Source organism: Stenotrophomonas sp. YJH_SMC_40 (assembly GCF_059368615.1).
Genome location: NZ_JCAFRX010000007.1, coordinates 37,812 through 54,764, shown reverse-complemented (window position 1 = coordinate 54,764; position 16,953 = coordinate 37,812). Strand labels below are relative to the sequence as shown.

The window sequence follows — 16,953 nt, the reverse complement described above, 5'->3', positions numbered from 1 at the left end:
GCCCACGAAGCGACGCGCAGGCGTCAGCTCCGGCCGTAGGTATCCTCGAACCGCACGATGTCGTCCTCGCCGAGGTAACTGCCTGACTGCACTTCAATCAGTTCCAGCGGCAGCTTGCCGGGATTGCGCAGGCGATGGGTCACGCCCAGCGGTATGTAGGTGCTCTGGTTCTCGCTGAGCAGGATCACTTCGTTGCCCCGGGTCACCTCGGCGGTGCCGCTGACCACGATCCAGTGCTCGGCGCGGTGATGGTGCATCTGCAGGCTGAGCGTTCCACCGGGCTTGACCGTGATCCGCTTGACCTGGAACCGCTCGCCGTTGTCGATTGAGTCGTAGGCGCCCCACGGGCGATAGACCTTGCGATGCCAGGTGGCTTCGCTGCGACCCTCGGCCTTCAGCTGTGCCACTACGGTCTTGACCTCCTGCATGCGGTCGGCCTTGCCGACCAGCACCGCGTCATCGGTCTCGACCACGATCACATCGTCCAGACCGACCAGGGCCACCAACCGCTGGGCGTAGGCATAGGTATTGCGGCAGTCGATGGCGATAACGTCGCCCAGGTGGGCATTGCCATCGCCGTCCTGCTGCGAGACGTCGCGCAGCGCGGTCCACGAGCCCACGTCGTTCCAGCCGGCATCCAGTGGGATCACCACCGCATCGGCGGTCTTCTCCATCACTGCATAGTCGATCGAATCGGACGCAACCGCAGTGAAGGCGTCCTTTTCCAGGCGGGTGAAGTCGGCATCGCGGCGCGCCTGCTGCCAGGCCTGGTGGCTGCCGGCCAGCATGGCGGGATGGAAGCGCTCAAGCTCCTGCAGGTAGCGCGAGGCCTTGAACAGGAACATGCCACTGTTCCAGTAGTACTGGCCGCTGCTGACGTAGCCGGTGGCGGTATCCAGGTCAGGCTTTTCGACGAAGCGCTCGACCGCGCGCAGGCCCCGGCCTTCGGCGGCTTTGATATAGCCATAGCCGGTTTCCGGTCCGGTCGGCACGATGCCGAAGGTGACCAGTTTGCCGGCCTCGGCGGCACCGGCTGCAGCCTGCACCGCGCTGCGGAAGGCGGCCTCGTTGGTGATCACATGGTCGGACGGCAGCACCAGCAGCAGTGCGTCGCCACCGTCACGAGTGGCTTCCAGTGCGGCCACGGCGATCGCTGGCGCGGTGTTGCGCCCCACCGGCTCCAGGATGATCGCGGCCGGCTCGGCGCCGACCTGCTGCAGTTGCTCGGCGACGACGAAACGGTGTTCTTCGTTGGCGATCACCAGTGGCCCACGCGCGGCGATCGGCGCCACGCGCTTCCAGGTGGCCTGCAGCATCGTCAGCTCGCCCGCCAAGGGCAGGAACTGCTTCGGGTACGCCTCGCGCGAAAGCGGCCACAGGCGGGTACCGGATCCACCGGACAGGATGACGGGCTGGATGCTGCTCATGTGTTCCTCGATTACTGCTGGATGAGGCGGGAAATTTCGTCGGTGCGCGCCTGCATCAGTGCGGCATCGCCCCGGGCTTCAACGTTCAGGCGCAGCAGCGGCTCGGTGTTGGAGCTGCGCAGGTTGAAACGCCAATCGCCGAAGTCGGCACTGATGCCATCGGTGTGGTCCAGCGCGGGCGACTGTGCCGCGAAGTGCTCCATCACGCGTGCGACGGCGGCCTTGGCATCGGCGACCTTGAAATTGATCTCGCCGCTGCACGGATAGGCTGCCATCCGGTCTTCGACCCAATCGGCCAGCGAGCGGCCGCTCTCGGAGACCAGCTGGGCGATCAGCAGCCACGGGATCATCCCGGAATCGGCATAGGCAAATTCGCGGAAGTAGTGGTGGGCGCTCATCTCACCGCCGTACACCGCGTCTTCGGCGCGCATCTTTTCCTTGATGAAGGCGTGGCCGCTCTTGCACTGTACCGGCACGCCGCCGGCCTGCTCGACCATGTCCACGGTGTTCCAGACCAGGCGCGGGTCATGCACGATCTTGCCGCCCGGGTTGCGCGCCAGGATCGCCTTGGCCAGCAGGCCGACCAGGTAGTAGCCCTCGATGAAGCGGCCGGTATGGTCGAAGAAGAAGCAGCGGTCGAAGTCACCGTCCCAGGCAATGCCGAAATCGGCACCGTGTTCGCGCACCGCATCGGCGGTGGCGGCGCGGTTTTCCGGCAGCAGCGGGTTGGGAATGCCATTGGGGAAGCTGCCGTCCGGTTCGTGGCAGATGCGGATGAATTCGAACGGCAGATGCGGTGCCAGCAGGTCGACGATGGCACCGGCGCCGCCGTTGCCTGCGTTGACTACCAGCTTCAGCGGGCGCAGCTTGCCGGCGTCGACGTAGCTCAGCAGGTGCTGGATGTACGCGCTCTTGTCGTGCTGGGCGTTCTGCCCGGCGCGCGGCGGTTGCGCCTCGGACGTATCGGCGGCAACCGCATCGGAAATCGCGAACAGGCCGGTATCGGAGCTGATCGGCCGCGCGTTTTCCTTGACCAGCTTCATTCCGTTGTAGTCCATCGGGTTGTGGCTGGCGGTGACCATCACGCCGCCGGCAGCACCCAGGTGGTCGGTCTGGAAATAGACTTCCTCGGTGCCGCACAGGCCGATATCGATCACTTCGCGCCCGGTACCGCGCAGGCCAGCGGCCAATGCGTCCTGCAGCGCGGGGCTGGTCAGGCGCACGTCGTGACCCAGTACCACCGGGCCCGGCGCAAGCTGCGCCGCCAGTGCGACGCCGATACGGCGAGCCAGCACTTCGTTCAGTTCTTCCGGCACGCGGCCGCGGATGTCATAGGCCTTGAAGGCGGGCAGGGGCATCGATCGGATCCTTTGGGAGCTCAGCCTGCGATTGTAGTCCCTGTCCTGTATGGGAATCGTTTCCATGCCGCAACGCCACGTGACCCGCCGCCTTGCTGGCCTAGAATGTGCGGATTACATCAACGAGGTGAGGGCGTAGATGAGCAACCCGGCAACGACCGGCGGAAAGCGCTGCAAGCGCTTCGCCAGTGCGTCCCAGGCCCTGCAGGGGGTGGTCGCCGATGGGCAGACCCTGGCCGTGGGCGGCTTTGGCCTGTGCGGCATTCCCGAGGCGCTGATCGCCGCCCTGCGCGACAGCGGCGCCAAGGGCCTGACCGTGATTTCCAACAATGCCGGCGTCGATGGTTTCGGCCTCGGCCAGCTGCTGGAAACGCGGCAGATCAAGAAGATGATTTCGTCCTACGTGGGCGAGAACAAGGAATTCGAGCGGCAGTTCCTGGCCGGCGAGCTGGAGCTGGAGTTCAACCCGCAGGGCACCCTGGCCGAGCGCCTGCGTGCCGGCGGTGCCGGCATCCCGGCGTTCTTCACCGCCACCGGCTACGGCACGGTGGTGGCCGAGGGCAAGGAAACCCGCGAGTTCGATGGCAAGCACTACGTGATGGAGACCGCGCTGCGCGCCGACGTCGCCCTGGTCAAGGCCTGGAAGGCTGACGAGGCCGGCAACCTGGTGTTCCGCAAGACCGCGCGCAACTTCAACCCGGCCTGCGCGATGGCCGGCAAGGTCTGCATCGTGGAAGTGGAAGAAGTGGTGCCAGTGGGCGCCATCGACCCGGACCAGGTACACCTGCCGGGCATCTACGTGCACCGCATCGTGCACAACGCGCATCCTGAAAAACGCATCGAACAGCGCACCATCCGCGCGGAGGGCAATTGACATGGCGTGGACCCGTGATGAGATGGCGGCCCGCGCTGCCCAGGAATTGACCGATGGCGCCTACGTGAACCTGGGCATCGGCCTGCCGACGCTGGTGGCCAACCACATTCCCGAAGGCGTGGATGTGTGGCTGCAATCGGAAAACGGCCTGCTCGGCATTGGCCCGTTCCCCATCGACGCTGAAGTCGACGCCGACCTGATCAATGCCGGCAAGCAGACCGTCACCGCGCGTGCCGGTGCCAGCTATTTCGGCAGCCATGACAGCTTCGCGATGATCCGCGGTGGCCACGTCAACCTGGCCATCCTTGGCGCCATGCAAGTGACGGCCAAGGGCGACCTGGCCAACTGGATGGTGCCTGGCAAGATGGTCAAGGGCATGGGCGGTGCGATGGACCTGGTGGCCGGCGTGCAGCGCGTGGTGGTGCTGATGGAGCACACCGCCAGGAACGGCGAGCACAAGATCCTGTCCGAATGCACGCTGCCGTTGACCGGCGTCGGTGTGGTCGACCGCATCATCACCGATCTGGCCGTGTTCGACGTGACCGACAAGGGGCTGCTGCTGGTGGAAGCAGCACCGGGTGTCAGCGATGACGAACTGAAGGAAAAGACCGGCGTGCCGTTCCAGCGCGGCTGATTCCCTGCGCGGCGCGAGTTCTGAGGAACGTGCCGCGCCTTTGACGGATGCTCATGGATCTCCACCTGACCGACGCCAGCGTGCATTGGCATCGCCGCTGGCTGGATCGCGACACGGCCGACGTGCTGCACCGGACCTTGCGTGAGGACTTGCCTTGGGAGGTTCACCGCATCCGCATGTTTGGGCGCACGGTCGATTCACCGCGGCTGAGCTGCTGGATGGGTGAACCTGATGCACGCTACCGCTATTCGGGTACCGACTTCATTCCGGCACCTTGGCATGCGGCACTGCTGCCGCTGCGTGACCGCTTGGCAGGCTTTTGTGCGGCACCCTTCAACAGTGTCCTGCTCAATCGCTATCGCGACGGCGAGGACGGCATGGGCTGGCATAGCGACAATGAACCGGAGCTGGGTCCGGTCCCGGTGATAGCCTCCCTGAGTGTTGGTGCCGAGCGGCGTTTCCTGCTTCGGCGTCGCGACGATCATGCGCGCAGGGCGGAAGTGCTGCTCGGGCATGGCGACCTGCTGATCATGGGAGGCGCGACCCAGCGCAACTACCAGCACGCATTGCCGAAGACACAGCGAGCGGTGGGCGAGCGCATCAACCTGACGTTTCGCTGGATCCGGCCGCACTGAGGGGCCGGAAGCGGAGGCTCAGGCGCGGACCAGATCGATACCCGCCGACAGAATGCCGCGGCCGAAGCGATGGTAGTTTCCGCACCACAGTTCGCCCATCACCACCGGCAGCCGGCGCAGGCGTGAGGCAGGGAGCGAGGTCCTTACCGACGCATGCTGATTCTTGCGCTCGACCAGGGCCAACAACGGCTCGGGCAAGCCCAGGGCTCGCCCTCGCGCCAGCAGCAATGCCGACTGCAGCCGTTCGGCTTCCAGCTGTCGCCGGCGTTGAGCCGCGCGCGGCCCACGGGCGTTTCCGCCCAGGCCCAGCTGGTTGTTGCTGTGCAGGCGATAGCCGATAAGTGCTTCAGGGAGGCTGTCAATGCGCCCTCGCATGGCGGCCAGGGTTCCGATCCAGGCGTCATGCACCCAGTCCTTGTCCGGCAGAGGCAGGGCGTCGGTCAGGATCGAACGGCGGAATGCCATTGCCGCGCCGGTCATCAGGTTCCGCTTGAGCATCAGCTGGAATCCATCGCCGGCATGCATCCGCGCACGATCCGCAGGCGTGTAGCGAAGGGCAGCAAACAGCAGTTGATGCAACGGCTTCCCTTCCTCGTCAATCAACTGTGCATCGCTGTGCAGCGCCAGCAGATCAGGGCGGGCATCGAATTCGGCGCAGAAACGTTGCAGCTTGTCCGGATACCAGACGTCATCCTGGTCGCACAGGAAGACGAGGTCGCCGCTACAGGCGCGGAGCGCGCCATCGAAGTTCTGCCGATAGCCGACGTTGCGCGAATTCACCTGCAGGTCCACCGCGATGCCCAGCGCCTCCGCGCGAGGCACGAACGCATGCAGCAACGCCTGGGTACCGTCGGAGGATGCATCGTCGCGGATCACGAGCTGATCCGGATGGCGCGCCTGCGCCAGCAGGCTGTCCAGCTGCTCCTGCAGGAAGCGCTCGCCGTTGTATGTGCAGACGGCGATGGAAACGGACGTGGTCATCGGGAGACGGTGCAGCGAGGGTGCGTTGAGTATCGCATGCCCCCGTCCGAACCCTCTGCCCCTCCGTAGCGAGCGGGGCTGCTATTGATCAGCGCAAGCCGCCCGGCTGGTCGGCCTGTCCGCTCACCAGCGTCCAACCGACCACGTCCTGGGCCAGCTGCTGCAGGCCGCGTTCGAAGGCAGCAGTGACCGCTGGAACGTCGGTGCTGCCGACCGGCTGCGCCTGGCGGAAGGTGCGGTCGGCGACCACGCGCTGGTCGGCGACGTGGATCAGCTTGGCATTGACCTCGATGACCACGGTGGGCGTGGCCTGGCCCTGGTAGTCCGACTCGAAGCGGCGCACGTCGGTGGACAGCTTGTAGTCGGCGCGGATGCCGGCGGTGCTGCGGGCGACGCCGTGGATGCGTCCGGAATCCTCAAAGCCGCGCAGCAGGGTGTCCTCGATCATGTCGGTGGCCGGCTGGGCCCAGCTGGCGCCCTTGTAGATCTCCAGCTGCGACGGGGTCGGCCGCACGTTGATGCGCGGGCTGTCGACCATGCGTGCGGCGCTGGGCTTGGCCAGTACCAGCTGCCAGCTGGCCTGCGGCCACGCCGGATCGGCCTTCACCTGCACGGCGGGCGAGTACAGCGTCACTGCGGTTTTCTCGCTGCTGCCAAGGATGGAGCAGCCGCCCAGCAGGGTGACCAGCGAAGCGGCCAGCAGCAGGCGCGGAAGGGGCATCGGGCTCATTTGGGTTCGAACTCCTTCGGTGCGTCGCGGCCCAGCAGGTAGCGCGCGGGGTTGTTCTCGAGGCGGTCGCTGACCCGGCGCAGATCGCGGATCAGGCCACGCAGTTCGGTCAGCGTCGGGCCCAGCTGGCCGAGGCCATCATTGGCGAAGCTGTTGATCGCGGCGCGGTTCTCGCCAAGGATCGAATCGGCGTTGCCGGCGGCCGAGTCGAGCTTGGCCAGGGTGCCGTCGAGCTTGTCGATGATGCCCGGCAGCTGCTGCACCAGGTTCCTGTCCAGGCGCTCGATGGTGCCGTTGGTGGTCTTCAGCGTGGTGTCCAGGCTGCGGGCGGCATCGCGCGCGCTGAGCAGCAGCGCCTGCGTGCCCTGGTCACGGTCGGCCAAGCCGCCGCTGATCGTCTCCAGGTTGGCCAGCGTCGCGTTGATCGAAGCCACGTTGCGATCGCTGAGGATCTGGTCCATGCGCTCGACAATGCGATTGGCGACGTCGGTGATGTTCTGCAGCGCCGACGGCGTGGTCGGGATGATCGGGGCCGGGTCCTTGTTGACCGTGGTCAGCGCCGGCGACTGCGGCGTGCCGCCGCTGAGCTGGATGATCGACGGGCCGGTCAGGCTGGTGATCGCCAGCTTGGCACGGGTATCGGTCTTGACCGGCGTGGTCGAGTTCAGGCGGATGCGTGCGACCACCTGGCGCGGGTCGTCCGGCACCAGGTTCAGTTCGATGATCGAACCGACCGCGATGCCGTTGTACTGCACCGGGCTGCCCACCGACAGGCCGGTCACGGCCTCGCGGAACACCACGCGGTATTCCTGCCAGGTGCGGTCGGAGGAGTACTTGGCCGCCCACAAGCCGAAGGCCAGCAGGGCCAGGCCGGTGATCAGGGTGAACGCGCCGATCAGCACGTAGTTGGCTTTGGTTTCCATGGCTCAGGCACTCTCGATCTGTTCGCCGCGCGCGGCACGCGCACGCGGTCCGTGGAAGTATTCCTGGATCCACGGATGATCCAGTTTCTCGATGTCCGGCAGTGGCGCGTTGGCCACCACTTTGCGGTCGGCGATCACCGCCACCCGGTCGCAGATGGCGTACAGCGTGTCCAGGTCGTGGGTGATCAGGAACACGGTCAGCCCAAGCGCCTCCTGCAGGGTCTTGATCAGGCGGTCGAACGCGGCCGCACCGATCGGGTCGAGGCCTGCGGTCGGTTCATCCAGGAACAGCAGCGGCGGGTCCAGCGCCAGCGCGCGGGCCAGGCCGGCGCGCTTGCGCATGCCGCCGGACAACTGCGATGGCAGCTTGTTGATCGCATCGGCGGGAAGGCCGGCCAGCTTCACCTTCAGCAGCGCCAGCTCGTAGTGCCAGCGCTCGGGCAATTCGCGGTGGTGTTCCTTCAATGGCACCTGCACGTTCTCGCCCACGGTCAGTGAAGAGAACAGGGCGCCGTCCTGGAACAGCACGCCGGTATTGCGTTCGATGTGCAGGCGGCTCTCGGCGTCGTCGGCACGCGCATCGCGGCCCAGCACTTCGATCTGGCCGGCGTCGGGCGTGCGCAGGCCCAGGATCGAGCGCATCAGCACCGACTTGCCGGTGCCCGAGCCACCCACGACGCCCAGGATCTCGCCGCGGCGCACGTCCAGGTCCAGGTCTTCATGCACGGTCTGGCTGCCGAAGCGGTTGACCAGCCCACGCACGCGGATGGCCAGGTCGTGGCCGTCGCCGTCCTGCATGGGTATTTCTTCGGGAGTCGGATGCGTGCTCATGTCACCAGTCCATGTGCATGAACCACAACGCCGCGAAGGCGTCGATGATGATCACCAGCGAGATCGTCTGCACCACGCTGGAGGTGGTGCGTTCACCGACCGACTGCGCCGTGCCTTCCACCTTCAGCCCTTCCAGGCAGCCGATCAGGCCGATCACCAGCGCAAACACCGGCGCCTTCGACAGGCCGACCAGCATGTGCCGCACTTCCATCGTCTCGTGCATGCGCGCGATGTACATCTGCGGCGGGATGTCGAGGTCGAACGCGCCGACAGTGATGCCGCCGGCCAGGCCCGCGATCATCGCGATGAAGGTCAGCAGGGGCAGGGTGACCAGCAGCGCCAGCAGGCGTGGCAGCACCAGCAGGTCGATCGGATCCAGACCCAGCGTGCGCATCGCGTCGATTTCCTCGCGCGCCTTCATCGCGCCGATCTGCGCGGTGAACGCACTGGCGGTGCGGCCGGCCAGCACGATCGCGGTCAGCAGTACCGCGAACTCGCGCAGGAAGGCGATGTTGACCAGCTCGACCACGTAGATCTCGGCGCCGAAGTCGCGCAGGATGGTCGAGCCGAGGAAGGCGATCACCGCGCCGACCAGGTACGACAGCAGCGCCACCAGCGGTACTGCGTCCAGCCCGACCTGCTCCATCTGGTGGACGGTGGCGGTCAGGCGGAAACGGCGGGGCTCCTTGACCAGGCGTGCTGCCTTGACCAGGTTCTCGCCGAGGAAACTGCACAGCGCCTTGATGTTGTGGCCAGTGGCATGGACGCTGACACCGAGCCGTTCCAGCGCCGCCAGCACGCCGAAATCGCGCTTGGGCCGGGGCCGGTCGTCGGCCACTTCCTCGATGGTGCAGACCAGTGCCTGGTGGTCCGGCCGGAACTGCAACGCGTCCTCGCCAAGGTCGGCGCGATGCGCTACGCGCAGTACCTGCAGCACGCCGGCCGAATCCATCTTCTCGATGCCGGTGGCGTCGATGCCGGTCAGCGTGTCGGGAACGCCGCGCAGGACTTCGGCCGCGGCCAGCGCGGTCTTCAAGGTCCAGGTGCCGGACAGGCGGATCAGGCCCGGGTCATGGGCATCCTGTTCGAGCTGGGGGGCGTGGTTCGGGGTCACTTGGGCCATTCGGGTCGCAGCATAACCGTTCTGTCTGGGGCATCGCGTCGAACCCGGATGAATTTATCCAGTGCGGCCCGGCAGTAGGTAATACTACGGCGCATGTCCGCAGACGCTCACACGATCCCCACGCCCCAGGCCACCTACGCGCAGCGCGTGGCCTTTGTTTCCGAGATCGCCGGACGCCTGCACAGCTACGGCACCACGGCCCAGCGCCTGGAAACGGCGGTGGTGGCACTGGCCCGCCAGCTCGATCTGGATTGTGAACCGTGGTCGAATCCCACCGGTATCATCCTCAGTTTCAGCGACCCGGCACAGGCGATCGGCTCCAGCGACATCACCCGCGTGATCCGCCTGGCACCCGGCGAGAACGACCTGCACAAGCTCAGCGTCGCCGACCATATCGCCGAGGAAGTGGCCAACGGGCGGATGAGCATTGCCCAGGGCCACACCGCGCTGCGCCAGCTGGACAAGGATCCGGGCCGGCGCGGCAAGCTGCGCACCATTCTTTCATTCACCCTCGGCGCGGCCGGCGTGGCTGGCATGTGGAAGCTGCCGTGGCTGGACATCGCCACCGCCGGTGTCATCGGGCTGATGATCGGCCTGCTCGGCATGGTCACCGACCGTCGCCCGGCCACCCGCGAAGCGGCCGAGGCGCTGGCGGCGCTGCTGGCCGGCATGGTCGCAACCCTGGTTGCGTCCTTCGTCGGCGCACTCAACCTCAACACGGTGATCATCGCCTCGCTGGTGGTGTTGCTGCCCGGCATGTCGCTTACCAATGCGGTCAATGAACTCGCCAGCCAGCATTGGGTCTCCGGTACTGCGCGCTTTGCCGGCGCGTTGACCACCATCATGAAGCTCAGCGTGGGCGCGATGATCGCGGTGACCCTGGCCGATGTACTCGGCCTGGACCCGGTGATCCGCGCCACGCGGCCGCAGGGGCCGTGGGTGGAGTGGGGTTCGCTGCTGACCGCGGCATTCGCCTTCGCGATGCTGTTCAAGGCCAACCGGCGCGATTACCCGTGGGTGATCGCAGCCTCGGTGGCGGGTTACGCGATCTCCAAGTTCGGCGGCCATGCCTGGGGCGCGCCGGCCGGCATCTTCCTGTCAGCGATGCTGCTGACCGCCGGTGGCAATCTGTTCGGCCGCCTCGTTGGCCGCCCAGGAGCGATCATCCGCCTGCCGGGCATCATCATGATGGTGCCCGGCAGCACCAGCCTGCGCGGCGTGCTGACCCTGGTCCAGCAGCAGGACGTGGGTGCTGGCCAGAGCGTGTTCCTCACCGTGCTCAACGTGGTGATGGCGCTGGTGGCCGGCCTGCTGTTCGGCAACCTGCTGATGCCGGCGCGCAAAACCCTGTAGGTGTGGACCGTTGGCCCGCACACCGAAGAATGAAAAACGCCGGCTTCCGCCGGCGTTTTTCATTGCATCCCGATCCGGCCTCAGGCCTTCTTGATCAGGAAATCTTCCGGCTTCTTGTTGCCCTTGGCGGTCAGCTCGGCCATCCAGCGCGGCTGCTTGCCACGACCGGTCCAGGTTTCCTTGGGGTTGGCCGGGTTGCGGTACTTCGGGGCAACCTTGCCCAGCTTGCGGCCGGCGGTCTTGGACGGTGCCTTGGCTGCCGGGGCGGCTTTGCGCGCGCGCGGTGCCGGGGCGCCGCCGAACAGTTCTTCGATGGTGTAACCCTCGGTCTTGGCCAGCTTGGTCAGCTGGGCCCGGACCTTGGTGATTGGCCGGCGCTTGGCGACGATGGTCTGCTGCTTCTTGGCGGTACGGATCAGGGCGCCCAGCTCGCGTGCCGACAGGCCGGTCAGGTCAATGCTCATTTACGGTTACTCCGGAAACTAAAATGTGGACGGGACGAGCCAGTCCATGGCGTCGCGGGACAGAATAAAGATGAATTAATCACAGCACAAATGCAGGCGGGTCATGGCCTGGCAGCATCCCGGCTGCATTGCGTCGATTTTGACCGGATTATGTCCGCTGCAATATTGCTCAACTGGGCGACAGGCAAAAAAAAAGACCGGGGCGTGCCCCGGTCTTCTCCTGATCAGCCCTGCAGTCGCTGCAGCAGGGTGGCCTTGTCCAGGCTTTCCGCTTCGCTGGCGCGGCGCGAGCGGTACTCGTAGGTACCGGCGGCCAGGCCGCGCTCGCTCACCACCACGCGGTGCGGGATGCCGATCAGTTCCATGTCGGCGAACATCGCACCCGGGCGCAGGCCACGGTCGTCCAGCGCGGCATCGAGGCCGGCGTCGCGGAGTTCCTGCAGCAGGCTGGCAGCAGCATCGGCCACGGCGGCGTCGCCCTTCGGGTTGATCACGCACACCACCACCTGCCATGGCGCCATCGCGTCCGGCCAGATGATGCCGGCATCGTCATGGTTCTGTTCGATCGCGGCAGCCACCACGCGCGAGATACCGATGCCGTAGCAGCCCATCGCCATCACCGCCGCCTTGCCGTTCTCGTCCAGCACGGTGGCATCCAGCGCTTCGGCATATTTGCGGCCGAGCTGGAACACATGGCCGACTTCGATGCCACGGGCGATCTTCAGTTCGCCACCGTCCAGCGCGCGGTCACCGGCACGCACGTTGCGGATGTCGGCCACTTCCGGTTCCGGAAGGTCGCGGCCCCAGTTGACCCCGGCCAGGTGGAAACCGGCTTCGTTGGCGCCGACGACGAAGTCGGACATCGCGGCCACTTCGCGGTCGGCGACCACGCGGATGGCCTTGACCGGGGCGACCGGGCCGAGGAAGCCCGGCACGCTGCCCAGGTACTCGGCGATTTCAGCCTCGCTGGCAAAGCGCTGTTCGTCCAGGCCGGCAACCTTGGCCAGCTTGATCTCGTTGACTTCATGGTCGCCGCGCACCAGCACCAGCACGAACTGCTGTGCTTCGCCTTCACCGGCGATCAGCGCCACCGACTTCACCGTGCGCTGCAGCGCGATGCCGAGCAGCGCCGCGACGTCCTCGCAGGTTTTCTGGGTAGGGGTGTCGACCTTGCGCATGGCTTCACTGGCAGCCGCGCGCGGTGCCGGATCGGCGGCGATCGCCGCTTCCATGTTCGCGGCGTAGTCCGAACCGGTGGAGAACACCAGCGCGTCCTCGCCGGAATCGGCGATGACGTGGAATTCCTGCGAGGCATCGCCACCGATCGCACCGGAGTCGGCCTGCACCATGCGGAAGTCCAGGCCGAGGCGGGTGAAGATGCGGCTGTAGGCCGACTTCATGTTCTCGTATTCGCGCACCAGGCACTCATCGTGCAGGTGGAACGAATAGGCATCCTTCATCAGGAATTCGCGCGAACGCATCACGCCGAAGCGCGGGCGGATCTCGTCGCGGAACTTGGTCTGTACCTGGTAGAAATTCACCGGCAGCTGCTTGTAGCTGGACAGCTCGCTGCGCGCGAAGTCGCAGGCGGCTTCTTCGGCGGTCGGGCTGTAGCAGAACACCTGGTCCTTGCGGTCCTTGATCTTCAGCAGCTGCGGGCCGAACTTCTGCCAGCGGCCGGTCTGCTCCCACAGTTCCTTCGGCTGGATGGTCGGGATCTGGAATTCCACGGCACCGGCGCGGTCCATTTCCTCGCGCACGATGCGTTCAACCTTGCGCAGCACGCGCAGGCCCAGCGGCGACCAGGTGTACAGGCCCGATGCCAGCTTGCGGATCATGCCCGCGCGCAGCATCAGCCGGTGGCTGGTGAGCTCGGCGTCGCTGGGGGTTTCCTTGGTGGTGTGCAGGTGGAACTGGGAGAGGCGCATCGTCGGCTTCGGATAACGGCAGAGACGCCTATTCTGCCAGCCCGGCCGGGGAGAGGGGTATCGGCAGGGCTGCGCCCTGCACCCGCGGTAGTGCCGGCCGCTGGCCGGCAACCTCAGAAGCAACTGCCGAAGCAACAGCGGGCTTCCCGTGGGATGGCGGGGTGGGTCCGGTTGCGGGAGACGCCGTAAACCCATCCCTGGAGGCTTGGCCGCGGCATCCATGCCGCGGACACTCCCGCAACCGGACCCACCCCGCCTTCGACAGTTTCCTGCGAGCTATCGGAATGGCTTCGGGGGGTCAGATCCGTTTTCCGCAGGAAAACGGATCTGACCCCGGATTCAATTCGAGATCTGACAGATTTCATCCACGCATGGCGTGGATCTACCACCGTCACCAGGAACCTGTCGGGGGTGGGGCGGTGTGGGTTGGCAGGACCGTTGGCGCCATGGATGGCGCCATCGAGCCCCCAGGGATGGGTTTACGGCGTGTCCTGCCAGCCCACACCGCCCCGCCAAACCAGTAGAAAACCAGAGCCGCTTTGGCATTTGACGTTGCCGTTGCTTGAAGCAGGTGCAGGGCTGCAAGCCCTGCCGATACCCTCACTCCGCCGGGCAGTACGCCTTGATGGCCGCTTCAGCCAATCCCTTCTGCGCGCTGCGCTGTTCCGCGGTCAACGCGGTATCGGCCTTCCCGTCGCCATTGGTGTCCTGCATCACCTGGCCGGAGCCTTCCAGCAGGGCCAGGTTGGCACGGGCGGTGCTGCACTGCTCCGGCACCGGCGCGGCCGGGGTCTCGGCGCTGGCCGCGGCCTGCGGGGTGCGGGCCTGTTCGCGGGTCTCGAACTTCTTGCCCGCCGGCGGGGTCTCCGAATACTGGGTCACGCCATGGGCGTCCTTCCATTTATAGACCGGGCCGGCCACGGCGTTGGCACTGGCCAACAGCAGCAGGCATCCAAGGCAGGACAGGGCACGCATGGCAAACTCCGCGGAATGGGCGTAGAACGCCGATTGCAGCATTGGCGCCGAGCACTGGCAAGTCGATTAAACTGGATTCCATGGACCCGATCACACCGCCGCCGCGTTCGCGCACGATTTACCTGCTGCCCAACCTGTTCACCACCGCCGGCCTGTTCGCCGGCTTCTACGCGATCATCGCCGCGGCCAACGGGGATTTCGTCAATGCCAGCATCGCCGTGTTCGTGGCGGCGGTGATGGATGGCCTGGACGGGCGCGTGGCGCGCCTGACCGGTACCAGCAGCGAGTTCGGCGTCCAGTACGACTCGCTGGCCGACCTGGTCAGCTTCGGCATGGCCCCGGCGCTGGTGATGTACCACTGGTCCCTGTCGTGGCTGAAGTTCGATGACCCGCTGCTCGGCCGCGTCGGCTGGGCCGTGGCCTTCCTGTATGCCGCCTGCGCGGCGCTGCGCCTGGCCCGCTTCAACACCCAGGTCGCGGTGGTCGACAAGCGCTGGTTCGTCGGCCTGGCCAGCCCGGCCGCGGCCGGGCTGATGATGTCCTTCGTCTGGGCCTTCGCCGATGGCAACCTGGGCTGGGACGGCAACCAGCTGCGCTACGTGGCGCTGGCGGTGACGATCGTCGCGGCGCTGTTGATGGTCAGCCGTATCCGCTTCTGGAGCTTCAAGGGTGGCGGCGCCAAGGGCACCCGTTCCGACCGCGTGCCGTTCCTGGTGCTGGCCCTGGTGCCGGTCGCCATCGCCATCGCGGTCATTGATCTGCCGCGCGTGCTGTTCGCGGTCGGCATCCTGTACGCCTTGTCCGGCCCGGTGATGTGGGCCGTGCAGCGCCTGCGCAAGAAGCCCGAGGCCGCGTGAGCCAGGAACTGCCCGTGCTGTGGTCACCGGCCCAGCAGGCCTGGCTGCAGGCCATGGGCTACACCGTCTATCACGACGGTCAGTTGGCCGCGGAGCTGGATGCCGCGCTGCAGTTGAGCGTGGCCGAAGCCGATGCGGCTGCCGCGCCAGCGGTGGAGCAGGTGCGGGCACCAATCGCACCCGCGCGCGCGCCCCGGGCTGAAGCCACACCGGTTTCCCGACAGGAACGCCCGGCGCCGCCGCGTCGCGAGACTCCGGTCAGCGCACCGGATACCGCGCCGGCTCCTAGTCGTCCACTGCCGGGCGGCAATGCGCGGCAGCCGGTGGTGCGCCTGCCGGATCGCCTGCAGATTGCCCTGCTGCGTGCGTCCGGCTGCAACCCCAACGATCCGGCCACGCAGGCGCTGATGGACAGCTGGCCGCTGGACCAGCTGCGTCAGGACCCGGCCGCCAAGCGTGCGCTGTGGCCGCAGCTGCGTGCCCTGCGCAAGCGGGGCACGCCATGAGTGCGGTCAGCCTGCCCGGTCCGGTCAGCCTGCGCGCGCTGCGCGAAAGCGATCTCAACGCGGTGATGGCGATCGAAGTACGTGGCTATCCGTTCCCGTGGACCCGCGGCATCTTCGTCGACTGCCTGCGTGCGGGCTACCCGGGTCTGGCCATGGAGCGCGATGGCCAGTTGATCGGCTATGGCGTACTCAGCATCGCGGCCGACGAGGCCCATGTGCTGAACATCTGCATCGACCCGCTGACCCAGTCGCGTGGACTCGGACGCCAGCTGCTGCGCGCGCTGGTGCAGCTGGCCGGTGACCGCGGCGCGCAGCGTGTGTTCCTGGAGGTGCGTCCGTCCAACACGCCGGCGCTGGCGCTGTACCACAGCGAAGGCTTCAACGAGATTGGCCGCCGCCCGCGTTACTATCCGGCCGCACAGGGCCGCGAAGATGCGGTGGTGATGGCGATCGAACTGGTCGACGGCGACCTGCAGACGATGCCACCGTTGTAAAGGAGCAGGGTTGCCGGCCAGCGGCCGGCACTACCGCTACGCCAGCCGCAAGGCCAGCATGCCACCGAGGATGAGCGCCGCTGCCAGCCAGCGCGCGTGCGGAATCCGTTCGCGCAGCAGGAACACCGAGATCAGCAACGCGAACAGGATCGACGATTCGCGCAGCGCCGCGACCATCGCCACCGGTGCCTGGGTCATCGCCCACAACGCCATCGCGTAGGACGCCGTGGTGCCGACGCCACCGGCCAGGCCCAGTGGCCAATGCTGGCGTGCATAGACCAGCACCGCGCCACCGCGGGTGTACAGGGCCCACAGTGGCAGCGGAACGCCCGATAGCAGGAACAGCCACAGCGTGTAACTGAGTGCGCTGCCGGACTGGCGCGCGCCCTGCGCATCGACCAGGGTGTAGGTGGCGATCATCGCCGCGGTCAGCAGCGGCAGCCGCAGTTGGCCGCCGCGCGCACCCACTGCCATGCACAGGATGCCGGTGCTGACCAGCGCCACGCCCAGCCACGCCGCCAGTGGCAGCTTCTCGCCCAGCAGGGTGCCCGCCAGCGCGACCAGGATCGGCGCGCTGCCACGCATCAGCGGGTAGGCCAGGCTCATGTCGACCTGCTGGTAGCAGCGGGCGACCAGGCCGTAGTACGTCACCTGCAGCAGCACTGAAGCGGCCAGCCACGGCCAGCTGTGCGGGGCGGGGAATGGCAGGAAGGGCAGGGCGGCTGCGGACAGCAGCGCGGCGCTGCCGGTGACCAGCACAGTGCCGAGGAATTTGTCCGGCCCGCGCTTGACGATCGCATTCCAGCTGGCATGCAGGGCCGCGGCCGCGAGGACCAGCAGGAAAATGGAAAGAGGCATCC

18 protein-coding genes are annotated in these 16,953 nt (G+C 66.8%); 7 read left to right on the top strand and 11 right to left on the bottom strand.

What is annotated here, in order from left to right:
* Nucleotides 1-23: 23 nt before the first annotated feature.
* Nucleotides 24-1,427: a mannose-1-phosphate guanylyltransferase/mannose-6-phosphate isomerase gene (locus tag AC5P6X_RS14490; RefSeq protein ID WP_099604999.1), complete on the bottom strand. Its 1,404-nt coding sequence runs from the start codon at nucleotides 1,425-1,427 to the stop codon at nucleotides 24-26.
* 11 nt (nucleotides 1,428-1,438) lie between these two features.
* The gene (locus AC5P6X_RS14485) at nucleotides 1,439-2,785 is read right to left on the bottom strand and encodes a phosphohexomutase domain-containing protein (protein WP_099605000.1); all 1,347 of its coding nucleotides are present in this window, start codon (nucleotides 2,783-2,785) and stop codon (nucleotides 1,439-1,441) included.
* 139 nt (nucleotides 2,786-2,924) lie between these two features.
* Between AC5P6X_RS14485 and AC5P6X_RS14480 the strand changes: the two genes are divergently transcribed.
* The 3 genes from AC5P6X_RS14480 to AC5P6X_RS14470 are packed head-to-tail and all read left to right on the top strand — an operon-like array spanning nucleotide 2,925 to nucleotide 4,928.
* The gene (locus AC5P6X_RS14480; RefSeq protein WP_099605001.1) at nucleotides 2,925-3,659 is read left to right on the top strand and encodes a CoA transferase subunit A; all 735 of its coding nucleotides are present in this window, start codon (nucleotides 2,925-2,927) and stop codon (nucleotides 3,657-3,659) included.
* A 1-nt stretch (nucleotide 3,660) separates the two neighbouring features.
* Complete coding sequence (locus AC5P6X_RS14475) at nucleotides 3,661-4,293, top strand: CoA transferase subunit B (protein ID WP_099605002.1); 633 nt, start codon at nucleotides 3,661-3,663, stop codon at nucleotides 4,291-4,293.
* 47 nt (nucleotides 4,294-4,340) lie between these two features.
* Nucleotides 4,341-4,928, top strand: coding sequence for an alpha-ketoglutarate-dependent dioxygenase AlkB family protein (locus tag AC5P6X_RS14470; RefSeq protein ID WP_414539699.1), 588 nt, complete (start codon nucleotides 4,341-4,343; stop codon nucleotides 4,926-4,928).
* A gap of 18 nt (nucleotides 4,929-4,946) precedes the next feature.
* Here the strand turns inward: AC5P6X_RS14470 and AC5P6X_RS14465 are convergent, their stop codons facing one another.
* From AC5P6X_RS14465 to AC5P6X_RS14445, 5 genes are all read right to left on the bottom strand, one after another.
* Entirely contained in the window at nucleotides 4,947-5,909 is a 963-nt protein-coding gene (locus AC5P6X_RS14465) for a glycosyltransferase family 2 protein (RefSeq protein ID WP_099605004.1), read from the bottom strand.
* Nucleotides 5,910-5,997: 88 nt separating this feature from the next.
* Complete coding sequence (locus AC5P6X_RS14460; protein WP_099605005.1) at nucleotides 5,998-6,639, bottom strand: ABC-type transport auxiliary lipoprotein family protein; 642 nt, start codon at nucleotides 6,637-6,639, stop codon at nucleotides 5,998-6,000.
* Nucleotides 6,636-7,562, bottom strand: a complete 927-nt coding sequence (locus AC5P6X_RS14455) for an MlaD family protein (protein WP_005408000.1) — start codon at nucleotides 7,560-7,562, stop codon at nucleotides 6,636-6,638. The genes AC5P6X_RS14460 and AC5P6X_RS14455 overlap by 4 nt, the downstream gene beginning before the upstream one ends.
* A 3-nt stretch (nucleotides 7,563-7,565) precedes the next feature.
* Nucleotides 7,566-8,393 carry an ABC transporter ATP-binding protein gene (locus AC5P6X_RS14450; RefSeq protein ID WP_005408001.1) on the bottom strand — a complete coding sequence of 276 codons (828 nt, stop codon included), beginning with the start codon at nucleotides 8,391-8,393 and terminating at the stop codon, nucleotides 7,566-7,568.
* A 1-nt stretch (nucleotide 8,394) separates the two neighbouring features.
* Nucleotides 8,395-9,516, bottom strand: a complete 1,122-nt coding sequence (locus AC5P6X_RS14445) for an ABC transporter permease (RefSeq protein WP_005408002.1) — start codon at nucleotides 9,514-9,516, stop codon at nucleotides 8,395-8,397.
* A 93-nt stretch (nucleotides 9,517-9,609) separates the two neighbouring features.
* On the opposite strand from AC5P6X_RS14445, the gene AC5P6X_RS14440 reads away from it, so the two are divergent.
* Nucleotides 9,610-10,869, top strand: a complete 1,260-nt coding sequence (locus AC5P6X_RS14440; RefSeq protein ID WP_005408003.1) for a threonine/serine exporter family protein — start codon at nucleotides 9,610-9,612, stop codon at nucleotides 10,867-10,869.
* An 80-nt stretch (nucleotides 10,870-10,949) separates the two neighbouring features.
* Here AC5P6X_RS14440 and AC5P6X_RS14435 read toward each other — a convergent pair whose 3' ends face one another.
* From AC5P6X_RS14435 to AC5P6X_RS14425, 3 genes are all read right to left on the bottom strand, one after another.
* A complete protein-coding gene (locus AC5P6X_RS14435; protein WP_005408004.1) occupies nucleotides 10,950-11,333 on the bottom strand; it encodes an H-NS histone family protein in 384 nt (127 codons plus the stop codon).
* Nucleotides 11,334-11,557: 224 nt separating this feature from the next.
* Entirely contained in the window at nucleotides 11,558-13,261 is a 1,704-nt protein-coding gene (locus AC5P6X_RS14430) for a proline--tRNA ligase (protein ID WP_099604687.1), read from the bottom strand.
* A 600-nt stretch (nucleotides 13,262-13,861) separates the two neighbouring features.
* The gene (locus AC5P6X_RS14425; protein WP_005408006.1) at nucleotides 13,862-14,236 is read right to left on the bottom strand and encodes a DUF4124 domain-containing protein; all 375 of its coding nucleotides are present in this window, start codon (nucleotides 14,234-14,236) and stop codon (nucleotides 13,862-13,864) included.
* An 80-nt stretch (nucleotides 14,237-14,316) separates the two neighbouring features.
* Between AC5P6X_RS14425 and pssA the strand changes: the two genes are divergently transcribed.
* Genes pssA through rimI form a run of 3 tightly spaced genes read left to right on the top strand, consistent with a single transcriptional unit; the run spans nucleotide 14,317 to nucleotide 16,093 of the window.
* Complete coding sequence (gene pssA / locus AC5P6X_RS14420) at nucleotides 14,317-15,093, top strand: CDP-diacylglycerol--serine O-phosphatidyltransferase (RefSeq protein ID WP_005408007.1); 777 nt, start codon at nucleotides 14,317-14,319, stop codon at nucleotides 15,091-15,093.
* On the top strand, nucleotides 15,090-15,599 hold the full coding sequence (locus AC5P6X_RS14415; RefSeq protein ID WP_099606011.1) for a hypothetical protein: 510 nt from the start codon (nucleotides 15,090-15,092) through the stop codon (nucleotides 15,597-15,599). Before pssA ends, AC5P6X_RS14415 begins: the two co-directional genes overlap by 4 nt.
* Entirely contained in the window at nucleotides 15,596-16,093 is a 498-nt protein-coding gene (gene rimI / locus AC5P6X_RS14410; RefSeq protein WP_049447575.1) for a ribosomal protein S18-alanine N-acetyltransferase, read from the top strand. Before AC5P6X_RS14415 ends, rimI begins: the two co-directional genes overlap by 4 nt.
* Nucleotides 16,094-16,129: 36 nt before the next feature.
* On the opposite strand, the gene AC5P6X_RS14405 is transcribed toward rimI, so the two are convergent.
* Entirely contained in the window at nucleotides 16,130-16,951 is an 822-nt protein-coding gene (locus AC5P6X_RS14405; RefSeq protein WP_099606012.1) for an EamA family transporter, read from the bottom strand.
* Between the last annotated feature and the right edge of the window lie 2 nt (nucleotides 16,952-16,953).

Excerpts from the sequence above, each read along its gene's own strand:
- AC5P6X_RS14465 (WP_099605004.1), bottom strand. The coding sequence starts at position 5,909 with ATGACCACGTCCGTTTCCATCGCCGTCTGCACATACAACGGCGAGCGC.
- AC5P6X_RS14425 (WP_005408006.1), bottom strand. The coding sequence starts at position 14,236 with ATGCGTGCCCTGTCCTGCCTTGGATGCCTGCTGCTGTTGGCCAGTGCC.
- AC5P6X_RS14455 (WP_005408000.1), bottom strand. The coding sequence starts at position 7,562 with ATGGAAACCAAAGCCAACTACGTGCTGATCGGCGCGTTCACCCTGATC.
- AC5P6X_RS14450 (WP_005408001.1), bottom strand. The coding sequence starts at position 8,393 with ATGAGCACGCATCCGACTCCCGAAGAAATACCCATGCAGGACGGCGAC.
- AC5P6X_RS14445 (WP_005408002.1), bottom strand. The coding sequence starts at position 9,516 with ATGGCCCAAGTGACCCCGAACCACGCCCCCCAGCTCGAACAGGATGCC.
- AC5P6X_RS14435 (WP_005408004.1), bottom strand. The coding sequence starts at position 11,333 with ATGAGCATTGACCTGACCGGCCTGTCGGCACGCGAGCTGGGCGCCCTG.
- AC5P6X_RS14475 (WP_099605002.1), top strand. The coding sequence starts at position 3,661 with ATGGCGTGGACCCGTGATGAGATGGCGGCCCGCGCTGCCCAGGAATTG.
- rimI (WP_049447575.1), top strand. The coding sequence starts at position 15,596 with ATGAGTGCGGTCAGCCTGCCCGGTCCGGTCAGCCTGCGCGCGCTGCGC.
- AC5P6X_RS14490 (WP_099604999.1), bottom strand. The coding sequence starts at position 1,427 with ATGAGCAGCATCCAGCCCGTCATCCTGTCCGGTGGATCCGGTACCCGC.
- AC5P6X_RS14470 (WP_414539699.1), top strand. The coding sequence starts at position 4,341 with ATGCTCATGGATCTCCACCTGACCGACGCCAGCGTGCATTGGCATCGC.
- pssA (WP_005408007.1), top strand. The coding sequence starts at position 14,317 with ATGGACCCGATCACACCGCCGCCGCGTTCGCGCACGATTTACCTGCTG.
- AC5P6X_RS14485 (WP_099605000.1), bottom strand. The coding sequence starts at position 2,785 with ATGCCCCTGCCCGCCTTCAAGGCCTATGACATCCGCGGCCGCGTGCCG.
- AC5P6X_RS14480 (WP_099605001.1), top strand. The coding sequence starts at position 2,925 with ATGAGCAACCCGGCAACGACCGGCGGAAAGCGCTGCAAGCGCTTCGCC.
- AC5P6X_RS14440 (WP_005408003.1), top strand. The coding sequence starts at position 9,610 with ATGTCCGCAGACGCTCACACGATCCCCACGCCCCAGGCCACCTACGCG.
- AC5P6X_RS14430 (WP_099604687.1), bottom strand. The coding sequence starts at position 13,261 with ATGCGCCTCTCCCAGTTCCACCTGCACACCACCAAGGAAACCCCCAGC.
- AC5P6X_RS14460 (WP_099605005.1), bottom strand. The coding sequence starts at position 6,639 with ATGAGCCCGATGCCCCTTCCGCGCCTGCTGCTGGCCGCTTCGCTGGTC.
- AC5P6X_RS14405 (WP_099606012.1), bottom strand. The coding sequence starts at position 16,951 with ATGCCTCTTTCCATTTTCCTGCTGGTCCTCGCGGCCGCGGCCCTGCAT.